Origin of the sequence: Stutzerimonas chloritidismutans, assembly GCF_020783375.1 — a bacterium.
In the GTDB taxonomy this organism is placed as follows: Bacteria; Pseudomonadota; Gammaproteobacteria; order Pseudomonadales; family Pseudomonadaceae; genus Stutzerimonas; species Stutzerimonas kunmingensis.
The window spans coordinates 1,992,158-2,009,047 of sequence record NZ_CP086067.1 but is presented as its reverse complement, the minus strand read 5'-3'; the positions used below and the strand labels follow the sequence as shown (position 1 = coordinate 2,009,047).

At 60.9% G+C, this 16,890-nt stretch carries 14 protein-coding genes and 1 pseudogene; 9 read left to right on the top strand and 6 right to left on the bottom strand.

Annotated elements, in window-relative coordinates; genetic code table 11:
- Positions 1–5 precede the first annotated feature (5 nt).
- From LLJ08_RS09430 to exaC, 3 genes are all read right to left on the bottom strand, one after another.
- Complete coding sequence (locus LLJ08_RS09430) at positions 6–1,400, bottom strand: ethanolamine ammonia-lyase subunit EutB (RefSeq protein ID WP_003284299.1); 1,395 nt, start codon at positions 1,398–1,400, stop codon at positions 6–8.
- 107 nt (positions 1,401–1,507) lie between these two features.
- Positions 1,508–2,791, bottom strand: coding sequence for an ethanolamine utilization protein EutH (gene eutH, locus LLJ08_RS09425; RefSeq protein WP_101152346.1), 1,284 nt, complete (start codon positions 2,789–2,791; stop codon positions 1,508–1,510).
- A 130-nt stretch (positions 2,792–2,921) separates the two neighbouring features.
- The gene (gene exaC / locus LLJ08_RS09420; protein WP_228208801.1) at positions 2,922–4,442 is read right to left on the bottom strand and encodes an acetaldehyde dehydrogenase ExaC; all 1,521 of its coding nucleotides are present in this window, start codon (positions 4,440–4,442) and stop codon (positions 2,922–2,924) included.
- 290 nt (positions 4,443–4,732) lie between these two features.
- Here exaC and qhpR point away from each other — a divergent pair, with 290 nt between their 5' ends.
- The 5 genes and pseudogenes from qhpR to LLJ08_RS09395 all read left to right on the top strand — a co-directional run bounded on the left by qhpR (position 4,733) and on the right by LLJ08_RS09395 (position 7,737).
- Positions 4,733–5,821 carry an AraC-like transcriptional regulator QhpR gene (gene qhpR, locus LLJ08_RS09415; RefSeq protein ID WP_042920701.1) on the top strand — a complete coding sequence of 363 codons (1,089 nt, stop codon included), beginning with the start codon at positions 4,733–4,735 and terminating at the stop codon, positions 5,819–5,821.
- 330 nt (positions 5,822–6,151) lie between these two features.
- A pseudogene (locus LLJ08_RS09410) lies at positions 6,152–6,421 on the top strand (PAAR domain-containing protein); the annotation flags it as partial.
- Positions 6,422–6,512: 91 nt separating this feature from the next.
- Entirely contained in the window at positions 6,513–6,809 is a 297-nt protein-coding gene (locus LLJ08_RS09405; RefSeq protein WP_228208800.1) for a DUF7079 family protein, read from the top strand.
- A gap of 166 nt (positions 6,810–6,975) precedes the next feature.
- Entirely contained in the window at positions 6,976–7,215 is a 240-nt protein-coding gene (locus LLJ08_RS09400) for a helix-turn-helix domain-containing protein (RefSeq protein WP_228208799.1), read from the top strand.
- A 177-nt stretch (positions 7,216–7,392) separates the two neighbouring features.
- Positions 7,393–7,737: a HipA N-terminal domain-containing protein gene (locus tag LLJ08_RS09395; RefSeq protein WP_256445921.1), complete on the top strand. Its 345-nt coding sequence runs from the start codon at positions 7,393–7,395 to the stop codon at positions 7,735–7,737.
- Here LLJ08_RS09395 and LLJ08_RS09390 read toward each other — a convergent pair.
- The gene (locus LLJ08_RS09390) at positions 7,712–8,548 is read right to left on the bottom strand and encodes an aminotransferase class IV family protein (protein WP_228208797.1); all 837 of its coding nucleotides are present in this window, start codon (positions 8,546–8,548) and stop codon (positions 7,712–7,714) included. The genes LLJ08_RS09395 and LLJ08_RS09390 overlap by 26 nt on opposite strands.
- A gap of 75 nt (positions 8,549–8,623) precedes the next feature.
- Between LLJ08_RS09390 and LLJ08_RS09385 the strand changes: the two genes are divergently transcribed.
- Positions 8,624–8,971 (top strand): MerR family transcriptional regulator, encoded by a 348-nt coding sequence (locus LLJ08_RS09385; RefSeq protein ID WP_228208796.1) that lies wholly within the window; start codon positions 8,624–8,626, stop codon positions 8,969–8,971.
- A gap of 113 nt (positions 8,972–9,084) precedes the next feature.
- Here the strand turns inward: LLJ08_RS09385 and LLJ08_RS09380 are convergent, their stop codons facing one another.
- Positions 9,085–9,879 (bottom strand): APH(3')-II family aminoglycoside O-phosphotransferase, encoded by a 795-nt coding sequence (locus LLJ08_RS09380; RefSeq protein ID WP_228208795.1) that lies wholly within the window; start codon positions 9,877–9,879, stop codon positions 9,085–9,087.
- A gap of 76 nt (positions 9,880–9,955) precedes the next feature.
- Positions 9,956–11,530, bottom strand: coding sequence for an MFS transporter (locus LLJ08_RS09375; protein ID WP_228208794.1), 1,575 nt, complete (start codon positions 11,528–11,530; stop codon positions 9,956–9,958).
- Positions 11,531–11,628: 98 nt separating this feature from the next.
- On the opposite strand from LLJ08_RS09375, the gene LLJ08_RS09370 reads away from it, so the two are divergent.
- The 3 genes from LLJ08_RS09370 (at position 11,629) to LLJ08_RS09360 (ending at position 16,040) form a co-directional block, all read left to right on the top strand.
- The gene (locus tag LLJ08_RS09370) at positions 11,629–12,453 is read left to right on the top strand and encodes a helix-turn-helix transcriptional regulator (protein WP_228208793.1); all 825 of its coding nucleotides are present in this window, start codon (positions 11,629–11,631) and stop codon (positions 12,451–12,453) included.
- A gap of 336 nt (positions 12,454–12,789) precedes the next feature.
- On the top strand, positions 12,790–13,662 hold the full coding sequence (locus LLJ08_RS09365; RefSeq protein ID WP_228208792.1) for a hypothetical protein: 873 nt from the start codon (positions 12,790–12,792) through the stop codon (positions 13,660–13,662).
- Between the two features lie 221 nt (positions 13,663–13,883).
- Entirely contained in the window at positions 13,884–16,040 is a 2,157-nt protein-coding gene (locus tag LLJ08_RS09360) for an AAA family ATPase (RefSeq protein WP_228208791.1), read from the top strand.
- Positions 16,041–16,890: the final 850 nt, after the last annotated feature.

Genomic DNA, 16,890 nt, shown 5'->3' with positions numbered 1-16,890 from the left:
CGAAATCAGGAAAGTTGTGCCAAGGCCTGGCGGAAGGCGGATGGCAGCTCGTTACCCAGGCGCAGTTGGCCGTCGCGCTGCTGGAAGATGCCCATGTGCGCCAGCCATTGCTCGAACTCCGGTGCCGCGCGCAGACCGAGCACCTTGCGCGCGTAGAGCGCGTCGTGAAAGGAGGTGGTCTGGTAGTTGAGCATCACGTCGTCCGACCCAGGAATACCCATGATGAAGTTGATGCCGGCGGTGCCGAGCAGCGTCAGCAGCATGTCCATGTCGTCCTGGTCGGCTTCGGCGTGGTTGGTGTAGCAGATGTCGCAGCCCATTGGCACGCCGAGCAGCTTGCCGCAGAAGTGGTCCTCCAGACCGGCGCGGATGATTTGCTTGCCGTTGTAGAGGTACTCCGGGCCGATGAAGCCGACCACGGTGTTGACCAGGAAGGGATTGAAATGACGGGCCACCGCATAGGCCCGGGCCTCGCAGGTCTGCTGGTCGACATCGTGATGGGCGTTGGCCGACAGCGCGCTCCCCTGCCCCGTCTCGAAATACATCAGGTTGTTGCCGAGCGTGCCGCGCTTGAGGCTCAGGCCGGCCTCGTAACCTTCCTGGAGTACCTTGAGGCTGATACCGAAGCTGGCGTTGGCCGCCTCGGTGCCTGCGATGGACTGGAACACCAAGTCCAGCGGCGCGCCGCGTTCAATGGCCGCGATGGAGCTCGTAACGTGGGTCAGCACGCATGACTGGGTGGGTATTTCGTAGCGCTGGATGACGGCATCGAGCATCTCCAACAGGGTGCAGATCGAGCCCATGCTGTCGGTGGCCGGGTTGATGCCTATCATCGCATCACCGTTGCCGTAGAGCAGACCATCGAGCGTGCTGGCGGCGATGCCGGCGGGATCATCGGTGGGATGGTTGGGTTGCAAGCGGGTGGACATATGGCCGCGTAGGCCCATCGTGTTGCGGAACCGGGTGACGACGCGAATTTTCTGCGCAACCAGTATCAAGTCCTGGACACGCATGATCTTCGACACCGCCGCCGCCATCTCTGGCGTCAGGCCGGGAGCCAGGGCTCGCAGGCTGGCCTCGTCGGCATGATCGCCCAGCAGCCAGTCGCGCAGGCCGCCTACGGTCAGGTGGCTGACCGGGGCGAAGGCGTTGGCGTCATGGCTGTCGATGATCAGTCGGGTGACTTCGTCGCGCTCATAGGGAATCACCGCTTCGAGTAGAAACTGCTTGAGCGGCACATCGGCGAGGGTCATCTGCGCTGCCGCTCGTTCGGCGTCGCTGGTAGCAGCGACGCCCGCCAGGCAGTCGCCAGAACGCAGCGGACTGGCCTTGGCCAGCACCTCGCGCAAGCTGTCGAAACGCCAGGTCTGGCCACCGATGCTGTGGGAATAGGTTGCCATGGTCGGGCTCCTGTTTTCAGGGTGAACGGCGACCCGGCGAGCACGCTGCCGATGAGGGCGTTAAGCCTCTTGCGGCAGCAGTGGCCCGCTTTAGGGATCGTCGGGGTTCAGGCGTGGGCGGCGGCTTTCGGGATCGGCAGAGAGCCGTCGTGTAGCGATGAGCCCGGATATTCATCCGCATCGATGATGCCGGCGGCGCGATCCTGCTGTTCCAGTTGCAGCGCCTTGGGTACCGACAGCCAGTAGGCAAGCCCCACGGCAGTGAAGCCGGCGAGGATCTTGCCGATCAGCACCGGCAGGATGATGGTCGGCTGGAAGTTGGCGGTGAACGACAGGTGATCGCCCAACAGGAAAGCCGCGCACACGCCGAAGGCGATGTTGATCACCTTGTCCTTCGGCGGCATGAAGCGCACCAGACGAAACATCGCGAGGATATTGGCGATGGTCGCCAGCATCCCGGCGCTGCCAACGGCGCTCAGGCCTACCTTGCCGCCGAGCGCCTCTAGCGGCCCACCGAGGTACTTGCGCAGCAGGTAGACCATTGGAAAGGCACCGGCCAGCATGATCCCGATATAACCGGCCGTTTCCAGCGCGCGGGTCTGATCCTCGGCGTCCGCGATGATCGGGTGGAAGCCCCAGCCGCCGAAGATCACGGTGAAGAAGCCCGTGAAGTACTCGACGATGGAGAACACCAGCACCAGTTTGATCATCGCATCAAGGCCGCGTCCGAAGGCGATAAAGCCCTTGATCATCAGGTCCGGCAGAAAACGCAGACCGGCTGCCAGTGCCACCACGAAGACGATGATCGGCAACAGGTTGGCGAAGATGCCGCCAAGGCTCATTGCCAGCTGATAGGTGGCCTCACCGTTGGTGGCGACCACCTCTCGCACCGCGGGGTTGCTCAGCATCAGCACGACGCTGGCGATCAGCACACCGACTGGGATACTGAGGATGCCCGACATGATGCCCAGCGCCATGTACTTGTGGTCGCGCTTGTCGAGCATGGCCAGACCCATGGGGATCGAGAAGACGATGGTCGCGCCGCCCATGAAGCCGGTGATCAGCGCCATGATCAGCGCTTCCTTGCTTTCAGTGAGCGCGGCGGCAAGGTGGTAGCCGCCCATGTCCGAGGCGATGATCATCGTCGCCGCCAGCGCCGGGTCGGCGTTCAGCGCATCGAAGAACGGCCCGAACACGCTTTCGATCAGTACCGTCAGGTAAGGGATGGAGGCCATGATCCCGGCTGCCGGGACGAAGATGTGCCCCGTGGCATGGATGCCCTCCATGAACTCGCGGCCGAGGCCTTTTTCGCTATCGCGAATGGCTGCGAAGGCCCCAAGGACCGCGCAGAACATGATGACGTAGAGGACGTAATTGCCGATCTGATCCATTGCTTTGCCCTTTTATTGTTTTTACCAGGCGCCAGAGACCCATCCTCAGCGGCAGCTACCGCTGGAGAAGGAATCACGGAGTTTGATGCGCCGGGGCTGAACGCACGCAAGCCAGCCCCGGTGTTCTGCGTTAGAAGAAGCCCAGCGGGTTGATGTCGTAGCTGATCAGCAGGTTCTTGGTCTGCTGATAGTGGTCGAGCATCATCTTGTGGGTTTCACGGCCGACGCCGGACTTCTTGTAGCCACCGAACGCGGCATGCGCCGGGTACAGGTGGTAGCAGTTGGTCCACACGCGACCGGCCTTAATGCCGCGACCCATGCGGTAGGCGCGGTTGATGTCGCGCGTCCAGACACCGGCACCCAGGCCGAATTCGGTGTCGTTGGCGATTGCCAGGGCTTCAGCCTCGTCTTTGAAGGTCGCCACACCGACTACCGGGCCGAAGATTTCTTCCTGGAACACACGCATCTTGTTGTGACCCTTGATCAGGGTCGGCTGCACGTAGTAACCGGAGGCCAGGCCGCCTTCGAGCTTCTCGGCTGCGCCGCCGGTGAGGATCTGTGCGCCTTCCTGCTGAGCGACTTCCATGTAGGAGAGGATCTTGTCGAACTGCTGCTCGGAGGCCTGGGCGCCAACCATGGTGTCGGTATCCAGCGGGTTGCCACGCTTGATCGCCTTGATCTTCTTCATCACCACTTCCATGAAGGGCTCGAAGATCGATTCCTGAATCAGCGCACGCGACGGGCAGGTGCAGACTTCGCCCTGGTTGAAGAACGCCAATACCAGACCTTCAGCGGCTTTCTCGATGAACGCAGGCTCTGCATTCATGATGTCTTCGAAGAAGATGTTCGGGCTCTTGCCACCCAGCTCCACGGTGCTCGGAATGATGTTCTCGGCGGCGCAGCGCATGATGTGCGAGCCGACCGAGGTCGAGCCGGTGAAGGCGATTTTGGCGATGCGGGTGCTGGTGGCCAGCGCCTGACCAGCTTCACGACCGAAGCCCTGGACGATGTTCAGTACGCCCGGCGGCAGGAGGTCACCGACGACTTCGATGAATACCATGATCGACAGCGGGGTCTGCTCGGCCGGCTTGAGCACGATGCAGTTACCGGCAGCCAGGGCCGGAGCCAGTTTCCAGGCGGCCATCAGCAGCGGGAAGTTCCACGGGATGATCTGGCCGACAACACCCAGCGGCTCATGGAAGTGATAGGCCGCGGTGTGCTCGTTGATCTCGGCGGCGCTGCCTTCCTGGGCGCGGATGCAGCCAGCAAAGTAGCGGAAGTGGTCGGCAGCCAGCGGCACGTCGGCGTTCAGGGTTTCACGGACGGCCTTGCCGTTGTCCCAGGTTTCAGCGACAGCGAGCTTTTCCAGGTTGGCTTCGATGCGATCGGCGATCTTCAGCAGAATCAGCGCGCGGTCCTGCACCGAGGTCTTGCCCCAGGCATCGGCAGCAGCGTGAGCGGCGTCCAACGCCCGTTCAATGTCTTCGGCACCCGAACGCGGGAACTCGGCAATGACTTCACCATTTACCGGCGAGGTGTTGACGAAGTACTCGCCTTTGACCGGCGGGACGAATTCACCACCAATGTAGTTGCCGTAGCGCGGCTTGAAGGATACGACGGCGCCTGCGGTGCCGGGTTGGGCGTAGATCATGGGAATCCTCCGAACGAACTCTTGTAATAATTGGTGCACTGGCCGAATCTCGACACGGCTCACGTTGATCATGAGTCAGTTTCATGAGCGCGACTTGACCCCAGACGGAGCTCTGCTGTCGTCGACGGTCAACTTCGTGGCGGAATGTCGCAGGGCTCAGACGCCTGCTTTTTTTTGATGCGCGTTTTGGCGTGATGCGCTTGGGGACGTTTGCGCGGCTGTCCAGTGCCCCGCACGAAGCGCACGGGGCTTGGCTTCAGATCGCGAAAATACGGTTGGTGGAGACTTCGATGAGTTCCTTATTCGAGCAGACAGATGCGCCAGCCGGACTGGCGCTTGTCACCAGCGGGCAAAGGCATGTCGGCGTGCTGGCCGCAGCCGCCAGCGGCCTGTGCGGCTTTATCGAGAAGCAAGGCGGAGACCCCGAGCGGGTGCTTGGAGTGTCGGGCATTGATGCGCAATTGCTGCAGCATCCGACGCTAAGCCTGGCGCTGCCCAACTACTGCCAGGTACTGGAAGAGGCGGCGCGCCAATCGGGCTGCGACAACTTCGGTCTGTACTATGGCCAGCAGTTCAAGCCGCAGGCTTTGGGGTTATTGGGCTATATCGGGCTATGTTCGGCAACCGTCGAGCAGGCGCTGATCAACTTCGCCCGCGCCTTCCCACTGCACCAGCGCAACAGCCTGATCCGCCTGGTCGATGAGGGGGACTGCTATCGCTTCGACTATCAGGTCCGTCACGGCGCCATCCTCTGGCGGCGACAGGATGCAGAGCTAACGCTGGGCATGGCCCGCAACCTGATCCGTCACGTGCTCGGCAGCCAATGGGCGCCACGGGCGGTGCACTTCGAACACCCGCGCCCTGCGGATTGGCACGAGCACAGCAAGGTCTTCGATGCGCCGGTCTACTTCGAGCAACCGTACAACTCGCTGCTGATCCCCAAGGTCGGCCTGAACCGTGCCATGCCGGACAGCGATCCGATGCTGCTGATGGTCATGCAGGATTCCCTGCGCCAGCTCAGCCTGGCGGGCCGCGATGAGCCTGACGTCGTCGATGATGCACGCGCACATATTCGCCAGCGCCTGGTGCTGGGCGAGCCGGGGTTGGAGGATATCGCCGAGCAGATCGGCATGACCAGTTGGTCGCTACAGCGCCGCTTGCGCGAGCAGGGGCTGACTTTCTCTGCGCTGGTGGACAAGCAGCGCCAGGAACTGGCGACCTACTATATGCGCCAGCAGCAACTGCCCATTTCGGAGCTAGCCCCCTTGCTGGGCTATTCCGAAACCAGTGCCTTTTCCCGTGCGTTCCGCCGATGGTTCGGCGTAAGCCCCCGCCAGTGGCGCCAGCACAGCGACCTGGTCAATACCAGGCAGCACTAGCTGGCGCGGTTCTGCCCTGAGTATCAGTACCCATCGTTCGATGTCGGCTTTCTTGGGTACCGATCGCATTCATTTAGATCGCAGACTGTGTTTGTCTATGTCTCACCGAAGCGCCACCCGGACGAACGCACTCGCGCCGAGAGGCCCGTCGCGTCCGAACTGGCGCTACCTCTCCAGATCACCTCCAGCTCCCTAGCGATTAGCAGCTCGTTGGGGTCGGTGATGAATGCGATGCGCGACGAAAATCACCGCAACGCTCCAAACCGTTCGCTAAATTGGCCTACAGTGATCCAATGGATCGATATCTGGACGAAACCGAGAAGGACTCTCATGTCAGGCAAACCCGCCGCTCGCCTGAGCGACCCAACCTCCTGCCCCATTCCTGGACATGGCACACCCGCCATCACGTCCGGCTCCCCGGATGTGCTATTCAACAATCTCCCCGCTGCGCGCCTAGGAGACGCTGCTGGCTGCGGCCAGGCCATATCCGGCGCCTTCTCCTCTACCGTAATTATAAACGGCAGGAATGCCGCGATGCTGGACAGCACGCTGAGCCATGGCGGGGTCGTCATCGGCGGATCGGGCGATGTGCTGATTGGCTGAGCCGTCTTCGCAGCGATGTGCAGGCAGTCCGGCTATCGACGCCCTGGATGACGTGCGCGAAGGCAGCAGCATGCAAGGGGGAAGCGTATTGACTCACGACGAACGTGTTCGGTTATGGTCGGTGCTGTCCGATGCCTTCGTCGACAACGAAATCGACTATCCGGAGATAGCACGGCAGCTGGCGGGATACGATTGCGCCGCGGTCAAGAAGGTTTTCTTCGAGGAGGTGGCACCCGTCTGCCACTCGAACCTGCAGGCGCCGATCCCGCCCATATGGACGGCATTCAAAAGCACCTGGCTTGCCGATACCATCGACAGCAACCTGGGCTCGCAGGCCTTCCAGGCTACGCCGCAAACCGCGCTAACCGGCCCGCCCGACGACTAGCATCCTCACGCTCGCAAGGATTTCCCCTTAACCACCCCTCCCGGGTCCTTTATCCTTACGATCGTGAGGATTATGTTGCGTCTCAAGCCGCTTCAGCTTATCCACGCGATCGTGAGGATTAATAATCAAGATTACACTCGGTTCCGCATCGGACATTGGCCCTCTCGTGCGCGCTACGCGCAAGGCACTTGGACTGCGCCAGGACGATACCGCGGGCACGATAGGCGTCAGCGAAAACTTCCTGGGCAAGGTCGAGCGCGGCGACGACTCGGTGCAATGGAGCAAGCTGTTTCAGGTGCTGGACCAGTTGGGCATACGCCTCACCGCCGAGATACCGGAGCAAGCCAGAGCCCTGCACGAGGCCGAGACGAAAAAGCTCGAGACGCGCCGGAGTGAGGCGAACTGATGTCGCGTACGCTCGAGGCCTGGATAAACGACCGGTTCGTCGGCACGCTTCACGAAGCAAACGGCTTGTGGGCGTTCGAGTATTCCAAGCAATGGCTGGCCCCCCGGATACTTATCCGCTTTGCCCGGGCATTCCATTGGTCGAAGGCTGCAACGCGATGGCGTCACCAGTCGCCCGGTGCAGTGGTACTTCGACAATCTGCTGCCCGAGGAAGGCCAGCGAACCCTGTTGGCCGGTTCGGCGCAGCTCGATGCCCACGATGCCTTCGCACTGCTGGCGCACTACGGTGCCGAGTCTGCAGGCTCGGTGACGCTGCTTGTGCAAGGCACCTCCCAAGCGCCTCACGCCACCCATCCCCTGTCCGACGAGGCGCTGTCGCGGCGGATCCAGCAGAGCTCTGGAGCCGCGGCAAGCCGGAGTAAGGCAAATAGGCCCTGCCGGGTGCCGCGCCGATCGACCGGCGCCGATGGCCGTTCTTCAGCCGGTGCGGCACTTGTCAGTGTACGTCGCCGTATTCCGTAACTTCCAAAGCACATTCGGACTCGAAGGCGGCCCGCAAAGCCTCAAGAAAGGCTGGCGATTGCGGAACGCCGACCGAGCCGAAGGCGGTGACAGCGACACCCGGCGTCCAGGAATTCATGACCACTGCGCCAGCGAAGTTCGCCACGTCGCGGACGAAGATATCCTCATGCCGTTGCGCGATGCCGAGCACGCTCAGTTGGCGCTGGATCATTCCCATCATCGTCCCGACCAGTACTTGCGCTCGCGGCCAGACCACGGAGTGACCATCCCAGAAGGCAAGATTCCAGATGGTCGCCTCGCCCAAGCGACCATGACGGTCTACAAAAGCCGCATCGTCGAAGCCCTGCGCCACCGCTTGTCGTAGATAGTGGGTTTTTGCACCTTCACCAACGTGCTTGATGGTCGGCAAGTATCGCTCATGCTCGACCACGCTCAACCGAAGCGGCCCCTTGGGACCATTTGACGGCGGTCCAGTACGAACCAATAAGCTCGGCTCGATGTCGCTGCTCCCCGCGGAGAATTCGCCCTCCGGTGAGTACGCCGTTACGGTGAGCGACTGATCCGGCGGGCCATCCTGGATCGCCCGTCGGATGCTGCGAGCAACGGTATCGTAGGATGGCGCCCGACCGAACAGGTCGATCGAGGCATTCCTCAAGCGTGCCATATGCAGATCTAGAGCCTTGATCCGACGCCCCCGCACCTGCAAAGCGGTGAAGTGGGCGAACCCTGAAAACGCGAGCGGCGCCAGGTCACGCACGCTTGCAGGCCCTTCGTTGAGAAGAGTCGGATAGGTTTCTGAACGTGAATTCATTGCAAGTGCCCCTCGGTTTTTTGATTGGGAGCACCGAGTGTAAAATATGACAGTACTGTCAGAGTCAAGCCCAACATGAAGATCGGTGAACTATCCAGGCGATGCACGGTGAGCATTCGAATGCTGCGCTATTACGAAGAGGAAGGACTCCTCAAGCCGCAGCGCACCCAGAACGGCTTTCGGGTGTATGGGCCTCGCGAAGAGCAAACGGTCGAGCGAATCAAACTGCTCGGCTCCGCAGGCATGACACTCGCGACGATCAAGCAGTTTCTGCCGTGCATTCGAGGCGAAGGTCATCTGTTGGAGCCGTGCGACGAGCTCCGCTCCACGTTGGCCGAGCAGATCGCGCTGATCGATCAGAAAACCGAAACGCTCATGCGAAGTCGCAAGGTGCTGGAGAGGTTTCTGCTGGAAGTGCAGTAAGCGGGCTCTGGATGAACTAATCGGTCAGGAGCATCCTTTCTCAAGATTGGCTGCGATGTACTCTTTCGTTTGCGCGGCGGGCGAGCAAGGTCAGGATGCACATTGCCGCCCCTCTAGTAGAACTCATCAAGTAGCCGATAGAAGCTTGCACGGGCCGGATCGAGGGCTTCGATCCCGTAGCGCCGAAGGAACACCTGCACCCACTCCTCTCCCAATTCCTCGGCGATATCACGGCAGGTCAGCGCTAGGTCTTGGTATCGGTCAGCTACACCTAGTCGGCCGCAGTCGATCAAGCCCGAGAAACGGTCCTCATCCACCATTACGTTGGGTAGACAGGCGTCTCCATGCGTAACAACCAGATCCTCGAACACGGGCCTTTGCTCATGCAGCCGGGAAAGCAACTCGCCTGAAGAAAGGCCAACATGATCGTCATCAAAATCCTCGTCATCGACAAGTCCGGCATCCATCCGGGCCTGCGCGCGGCGGATTCGGAGTTCTACCCGGTGGTCGAATGGACATGTGGACGGATCGAGCGCGTGGAGCATGCGAACGACGTCAGCCATGATCGTCACTTTCCTTTCAGGGTCGAGTGATGAAGACAGCAGATCCTCTCCTGGTACCTCACCCAGGAGGAGCCAATCCCTTCCGCCCTCGCTAAGTGCATCGATGACCCGCGCACAGGGGATACCCGTGCGTTCCAACCAACGTAGGCGCGCCGCTTCGTCCCGCAGCTCACAGAGCGGATCACTTGGCTCGGATTTTACGAACAGTGATGGTTGGCCGAACGCGGTAAGCCGAAACACCGCAGCGCCTGAACACCCCTGGTCCTGCAAAGCCCAGTGGTAACCAGCTAACAGGCTCCTCCAGGCAACCGGCAACTGTTCAATCAGGCTTGCCTTGTCATTCATGGCATCTACCTCAACATTGTCGAATCGATAATCCCTTGAGTATCGGCCGCTTATAGGCGCCTCATGCACCGAACGGCTAATGCCCGGTATCTACGCCGTTTGAGCGCACGTGCCGCAGCGCAATTGCTGAAATCACCGCCAGCACGCCAACGCTCGCGGCGCTGAACAAGGCTGCGCCTTGAAGACCGGCCACGAAAGCAGCTTGCGCATGAGCAATCAGGTCAGCAGGTACCTCTGAGGCGCTCGCCGAAGCAGCCCATAGGCTGTCTGCCACCGCGTCCCGCGCACCTGCCGGCAGATCGCCGGCGAGCAAAGGGGTGATGGTTCGTTGATAAATGGCCCCAGCGATACTGCCAAGCAATGCGATGCCGAACGATATCCCGAGGTCCTGCACCATCTCGGTCATCGCCGAGGCCGACCCAGCTTTCCCTGCCGGTGCGGTGCCAACCGCCAGATCCGTGCCCAGCGCCGCGATAGTTCCATTTCCCAAGTAGGCCAAGGCAAGCGAAACAACAGCCAACAGAACGCCCATGCTCGTGTCCGTCACCTGCACGAGCAGAAGATAACCCACCGCCGACAACGCCAAGGCTCCAGCAACGACAAAGCCGGGACGTATCACCCTGGCCAGGAGCGGAGCGCCGATGCCACCGATGATCATCGCCAGCGCAGCCAGTCCCATCCACAGGCCGGCATCCGAGGGCGAGTATCCGACGACAAGCTGCAGAAACTGGGCAACAAGCAGCATGGTGCCGCCAACCGCGACCAGACCGAACAGCAGCACAGCGAGCGCAGCGGAGAACGCCCGATTGGAAAACAGAGACAGATCAAGCAGAGGGTCTGAGAGTCGCCGCTGACGTCTCACGAAGAGCCACGCAAACAGTAACCCGACGATGATTGCCGAGCTGGCGTCCAGAACAAGGCCTTCCTTGGCAATCTGCTTGACGCCGTAGACGAAGGGTAACGTCGCAGACAGGGACAGCAGGACGCTCACAAGATCCACTCGTTCGGCATCGAGCGAACGATATTCAGGCAGGACGAACGGCCCGAGCAGCACCAGCAGGAACACGGCGGGTACCACCAGCAGGAACGCAGCCCCCCACCAGAACCACTCAAGCATAAGCCCGCCGACTACCGGTCCCAATGCTGACCCAACGCCCCACATCGTTGCCCAGATGCCTATGCCAAGCGCCCGCTGACGCGGATCTGCAAATAGATTGCTGATCAGCGCAAGCGTTGAGGGCATCAGCGTTGCCCCAGCCACCCCAAGGGCAGCGCGCGCCACGATCAGCATGGTGGCGCTGGTTGAAAACGCGGCAACCACTGAAGCCATGGCGAAGGCTACCGCACCGATCAACAGCATCTTGCGCCGTCCGATACGATCACCCAGCGTTCCCATCGTGATCAGGAAGCCCGCGATGAAGAAGCCGTACGCATCCATGATCCACAGTGCCTGCACGCTGGTCGGATTGAGGTCAAGCGCAAGCGCGGGCAGTGCCAGATGCAACAGCGTCAGGTCCAGGCCCAGCATAATCGTAGGCAGCGATAGCAATGCCAACCCGGCCCAGGCGCGAGGTCCGGCTCGTTTGCCGCCCGCAGCCGTGGATATAACGGTTCGAGTTCCAGGAGATCTGGATTCCAGGGAAATACTCATCGTGCCCTCGCCATGTTCAGGTTGCGGAAGCGACATCATCGGGGCACGATTAGCCCATTACAATTTGGCTAGTTATCCTATTGTCAGGAACAACCGTCATGTCTGATCGAAGCCTCAGGCGCACACGCAAGGAGCTATCTGGGTTTCTCCTGCACCATCGACAGAAGCTGACCCCGGCGGACGTCGGACTACCCTCTACCGGACGCCGCCGAACGCCCGGGCTGCGGCGGGAAGAAGTCGCGGCGCTCGCAGGCGTCGGTCTGTCTTGGTATACGTGGTTTGAACAGGGACGTGATATCCAGGTATCGGAGAAGTTTCTTCTGGGCATCGCCTATGCACTCAAACTGGACGACGCCGAGTGCAATCATTTGTTCCTTCTTGCACACCGCAGACCACCATCACCCGAAGCGCGCCAGCCCGCATCAGTTTCGGCGGGGATACAGCAGTTACTGGACGAACTGCCCAGGCCGGCCTATGTGCAGAACCTTCGATGGGACGTCATCGCGTGGAACGCGGCAGCAGATGACCTTTTTCAGTTCGGTTCCAGAGATTTGCGGGATCGCAACCTGCTGTATTTGGCGTTTGCCGCCCCCGACATGCGTCGACGATTGCCAGCATGGGATAATGACACCCCGGGGCTCGTGGCCCAGTTCAAGTATGACGTAGCCACTGCCCCCGAAGATCCAGCGATGCTCGAGATCATCGAAACGCTTCAATCGCTTTCGCCGAGCTTTCGCCGCGCATGGATAGAACCCGGAGGCGCGGTCGCGCAGCGTGGCGTGAGTTCCGTTGTGGACGTAGGGGGCGCTCTGCACAGGTTTCATCACGAAACCCTGACCGTGGATGAATATCGGCACCTCAGGATGGTTGTGTACCTTCCAGCTCAAGCGCCCGAGATTGTGATGCCAAGTGCTACGGGATAAAGAAGCGATCTTGCTGTTTCCCTTCACCCCTTTCCCAGCGTGCCGTGCTGTTTCGCGGGACCATCGACACCGCATCGGTGAGTCCGCGAAAAGTCGTCACTTCACCTGACGCTCAATCGGTACGGTAATCTCCGCTCACTAAAAGGATGTCGAAGCCAGCGCTGCCTACCCGGGCGTCGGGTACGCAATCAACGGTGAGCGCGCGGGCTGTGGATCCGGCTATCACACGGCCGACCGTGGCGTTAAAGGGCGACCCTGCGCCAAAAGCGCACTTGATGGCACGTAGACATCACCCTACCCTATCTCCCCTTTCAAGCGCTCATGATAGTGACATCCATGATCCGTACACCTGCACTCACGCTGGCGGTGGCATTACTTCTCGGCGGCTGCGCAACCCAGCCCCGCGCCTACGACCCCAGCGCGAGCCGCGCATTGAACGTCGCCAAGGCAGCCGGTTTGTCCAAGGCAGAGGACTATCCCGCCGACAAGATACCCGGCGTGGGTATCAGCGGGCTGCTGGACGTCACTACCAGCGCCCTCTCCTTCGAGTCCGCCAACGGACTGGATCTTGCCATGGGCGATGCCGTGGGGCTCGGCTTGCTGAGCTTCCTGTTCTCCCCGCCCGCGCAGATGGACCGCAATGCCCTTCTGGCCTGGATTCCTGAAGAGCAGGCCAAAGACAGGGACGAGGCTGCGCTCGTCCTGTCGAAGCTCGTCCTCGACGCAATCGAAACGACGCTGAACGCCGAAGGCATTGCCTACCACATAGAAAAAGCCCACCAGGAGCGGCTCGCCCTGTTCTACCCATTCCTGGAAACAAGACTGGACTTCGATCTGGATGGAAAGAACTGTGGCGCGTCTTACCAGGTGTACAAGACACAGACCATAGGTCCGAAGCCGACGCCCACCTTCATAGGTGACGGTGGCGCTGCCTACGGCTTTCTTGCGGGACACGAGATCCAGTACCCATCGTTCGATGTCGGCTGCCTGGGTGCCGATCCCATTCATTCAATCGAACTGGCGAGAAAGATCAGCCAGGCGTTACCGGAGACAGTGTTCCTCTACATGTCTCCGAAGCGCCGGCCGGAAGGTGGGCGGACGCCGCCGATGGTGCTGGATCATGGGAAAGCGTTGTTGTTCATCACACCAAATGAACGTAGCGAGCTGGTCCGTCACCCTACGACACCCAATACAGCGACGATGCGGTAGGTCGGCATCATCTCGCACCAAGCATGATTGCCCGGTCTGTACAAAACCGGACCTCCCCATCGTCATTAACCTCGACGTAGCTATGCAGACCGAGCGGAAGCCAGCCCTTCGCGCCCCTGTTCGGCTTCGCATTGGGATCGACTGCCACCACGAATGAGCGCGACGTATTCCGTCGCACCGCTACGCGACTCTAGCCCCTAATGGATCGCTGGAGCTAAACCATGTCGCAGTCGAACGCCGTTTCAAGTATCACGCTGGCGCACGAAACCCCACCGGTCGTTGTGCGCTGGATGTATGCGCTGCTGCTGGACATGGGCGGCTGTGCCGAGTTCGTTACCGGCGAGGGATTCAGGGACAATGACATTGCGGAATGCCTCGGGGTGCTTGCGCTCGATGGCTGCAGTGAGGACGAGGACGGCCAGCCTGTCATGCGCCGCGGAACTCGCAGAAACGGCGACGAACCAAGTACAAGCTTTTATAGGCGCATCTTGCTCAAGCTTCGCGAAGAACGCCGGACTCATCTAAAACGCTTTCCCGGCTTGGTACTGCCGGAACCCCTGCGCAGCAATGTGGAAACGCTTGGCAACCTGGTCGGACTGGACGAGGTGGACCGCAGGATCCTTGCATTCAGCGCGCTGCTTTCGAGCGATACGCTTCTGCACGAGTGCAGCCGCTTCATCGGGCCGGTCAGCTTCAACCGGATGCTGAGGGTGCTGGCCAACCTGCTGGAGTGTCCGCAGGACCGGATTCGCGACAACCTGGCTCGCTCTGGAACACTGCTGAGAGCGGGGCTGATCGATACCTTCGGTCGCTGGTCGCACCGCGAGGATCTGGGAAGCGTTCTGCAGACCGAAAGCACTGATCTCGCATTCCAGCTCTGCCATCACCAGGGCGACCCAATTGGGCTGTTCGCTGGTGCCTTTCGATTTGCGCCAACCCCAAGGATGGTTCGTGACGATTACCGCCACGTGGCGCCGATGCTGAAGATGATTGAGGAGCACCTGCGCGTTGCCCTCGAACGCAACCTGGGTGGCGTGAACGTCCTGCTGTACGGCCCACCGGGGACGGGCAAGAGTGAGCTTACGCGCCTAATTGCCTCGGGCCTGAATGCCGAACTCTTCGAGATCAGTTGTACTGACCAGGACGGTGATCCCATTGACGGGCCAGGGCGATTATCCGCATTGCGCTCGGCAACATCCGTCCTGGCCTCGCGCCGCGCACTATTGGTGATGGACGAAATTGAAGACCTGTTCAGTGCAACCGACGGATTGGCCGCAGTGCTTGGGGAGCGCCCACGGCACAAAGGCTGGACCAACCGTATGCTGGAAGAGAATCCGATCCCCTGCTTCTGGCTGACCAACAGAATCGATGCGCTCGACAACGCGTACATTCGGCGCTTCGACATCGTCCTGAATCTCGACAATCCACCGCGGGCGCAGCGCCGCCATCTTGTTGAGGTCGCTAGCGGCGGACGTGTACGCGAACCGGTTGCCACGCGCCTTGCCGAACATGAACAGCTCACCCCTGCGGTTATCACCAGAGCAATTGCGGTGGCAGAAACGACTACGCCCCACGTTGACGATCTTGGCCCATCGGTCGAGCGACTGGTCGACGCAACGCTGGCTGCCCAAGGCTTTCCGTCATTGGCCTCCTGTGGGTACGAAAACCTCCCCGCGTTCTACAGCCCCGATCTGGTCAACGCGGACCAAGGGCTTCAAGAACTGGTCGAAGGCATTCGCAGGCACAGGGAAGCCCGCCTTTGCTTCTACGGGCCGTCGGGCACTGGAAAAACGGCATTTGGCCGCTGGATCGCCAGGGAGCTGGGTCAACCGCTGCACAGCCGCCGAGTATCCGATCTCGTGTCGCCCTACGTCGGAATGACCGAGCGCAATTTCGCCGAGGCTTTTGAAACGGCGAGCCGGGATGGCGCCGTTCTGCTTCTCGATGAGGTGGATACGTTTCTCCAGGACCGGCGGACGGCTCGCCATAGCTGGGAAGTCAGTGCGGTCAATGAAATGCTCACGCAGATGGAAAGTTACCGGGGCCTGTTCATCGCCTCGACCAATCTCATGGAGAACCTGGACCCGGCAGCGATGCGGCGTTTCGACCTGAAGATTCATTTTGGGTACCTGAAGCCGGAGCAAATTTCCGCCCTCCTCGACCAGCACCTGGCGGAGATGAGCCTACAACGCCCAGAGACGCTAGCGCTGGCCCACCTGCTTCGACACCCCGCCGTCACACCCGGCGATTTCGCCGCGGTATCCAGGTGTGCTCGCTTCAAGCCATTCAGATCGGCGGAGGAATTGATCGAGGCGGTTCTCGCAGAGGCTTCGCTGAAGCAAGCCAGCACGCCCCAGCCAATCGGCTTCGTTCATTGAGGCGCGGCCATGGCATTGTTATCCGAAGCACTTCTTAACCGCGGGTTTCTCGTGGAGAAGCAGCGGAGCACGATTCTCCTAACAAGCGAGATGGTCCTGCCCGGCGATGCGCGTGTTCTTCAGACCTGCCTGAGGCGCATGGGACTGGATAGTGCTCTTGCACCCTGGCCAGTGGACACACTGCCCTTCCGTCTCCTCATGCCGGACCAGCCACTGAATACAACCGATATGGATGCATTGTTTGAAGGTCGGCATGTCGAGTCGTGCGTCGAGCTTCCGGCTTGCATCGGGGTCGATCGCTTCAGGCGAAACCGGTTTCGCCCCAGGATACCGCTTACGGCGCTTGATCCTCGAATAGCGTCGCTTGTAAGGGCACTGTCCGCTGTCGGTTGCGAGACCTGGAGTTCCTGCCAAGGCAGGCATGCCCGTGATGTGCGGAGCCCTCCCCTGCCTCCGGTCCTTGGGGGCAGCTCCTGCCCTTTACCTTCCACCCGGCCATCGGTACCGCTCCATGTAGAGCTCATCGACGGGGTGAACGCGGAATGGGCGCGTCACCTGCTAAACGATGCGAGCCGAAACGGTACTGTCTGTGAAGCCATTCAGGTCAACGGCTCCGCTCTGGGCGAGACGCCACAGAACCAGGTTGTCCCTAGTAGAGATCTGACCGCACTCTGGGAGGGCGCTGCTGCGCTGGGTCGCTTCATCTTCCACAATCGCCAGCGGCTTCGCGAAACGCGCGAAGCATGGATTTCCAGCCATACCCTTTAGGTCAACGAACCCTGAAAGCAGACACGGGCCTGAACGCCGATATAGACGCGTCGGATGCAAGCCGTCTGGTGACGCGCCAGGC

What these genes read in the sequence shown, in the direction of transcription:
- LLJ08_RS09430 (WP_003284299.1), bottom strand. Translation starts at nt 1,400, where the DNA reads ATGGCAACCTATTCCCACAGCATCGGTGGCCAGACCTGGCGTTTCGAC.
- eutH (WP_101152346.1), bottom strand. Translation starts at nt 2,791, where the DNA reads ATGGATCAGATCGGCAATTACGTCCTCTACGTCATCATGTTCTGCGCG.
- exaC (WP_228208801.1), bottom strand. Translation starts at nt 4,442, where the DNA reads ATGATCTACGCCCAACCCGGCACCGCAGGCGCCGTCGTATCCTTCAAG.
- qhpR (WP_042920701.1), top strand. Translation starts at nt 4,733, where the DNA reads ATGAGTTCCTTATTCGAGCAGACAGATGCGCCAGCCGGACTGGCGCTT.
- LLJ08_RS09390 (WP_228208797.1), bottom strand. Translation starts at nt 8,548, where the DNA reads ATGAATTCACGTTCAGAAACCTATCCGACTCTTCTCAACGAAGGGCCT.
- LLJ08_RS09385 (WP_228208796.1), top strand. Translation starts at nt 8,624, where the DNA reads ATGAAGATCGGTGAACTATCCAGGCGATGCACGGTGAGCATTCGAATG.
- LLJ08_RS09380 (WP_228208795.1), bottom strand. Translation starts at nt 9,879, where the DNA reads ATGAATGACAAGGCAAGCCTGATTGAACAGTTGCCGGTTGCCTGGAGG.
- LLJ08_RS09375 (WP_228208794.1), bottom strand. Translation starts at nt 11,530, where the DNA reads ATGAGTATTTCCCTGGAATCCAGATCTCCTGGAACTCGAACCGTTATA.
- LLJ08_RS09370 (WP_228208793.1), top strand. Translation starts at nt 11,629, where the DNA reads ATGTCTGATCGAAGCCTCAGGCGCACACGCAAGGAGCTATCTGGGTTT.
- LLJ08_RS09365 (WP_228208792.1), top strand. Translation starts at nt 12,790, where the DNA reads ATGATCCGTACACCTGCACTCACGCTGGCGGTGGCATTACTTCTCGGC.
- LLJ08_RS09360 (WP_228208791.1), top strand. Translation starts at nt 13,884, where the DNA reads ATGTCGCAGTCGAACGCCGTTTCAAGTATCACGCTGGCGCACGAAACC.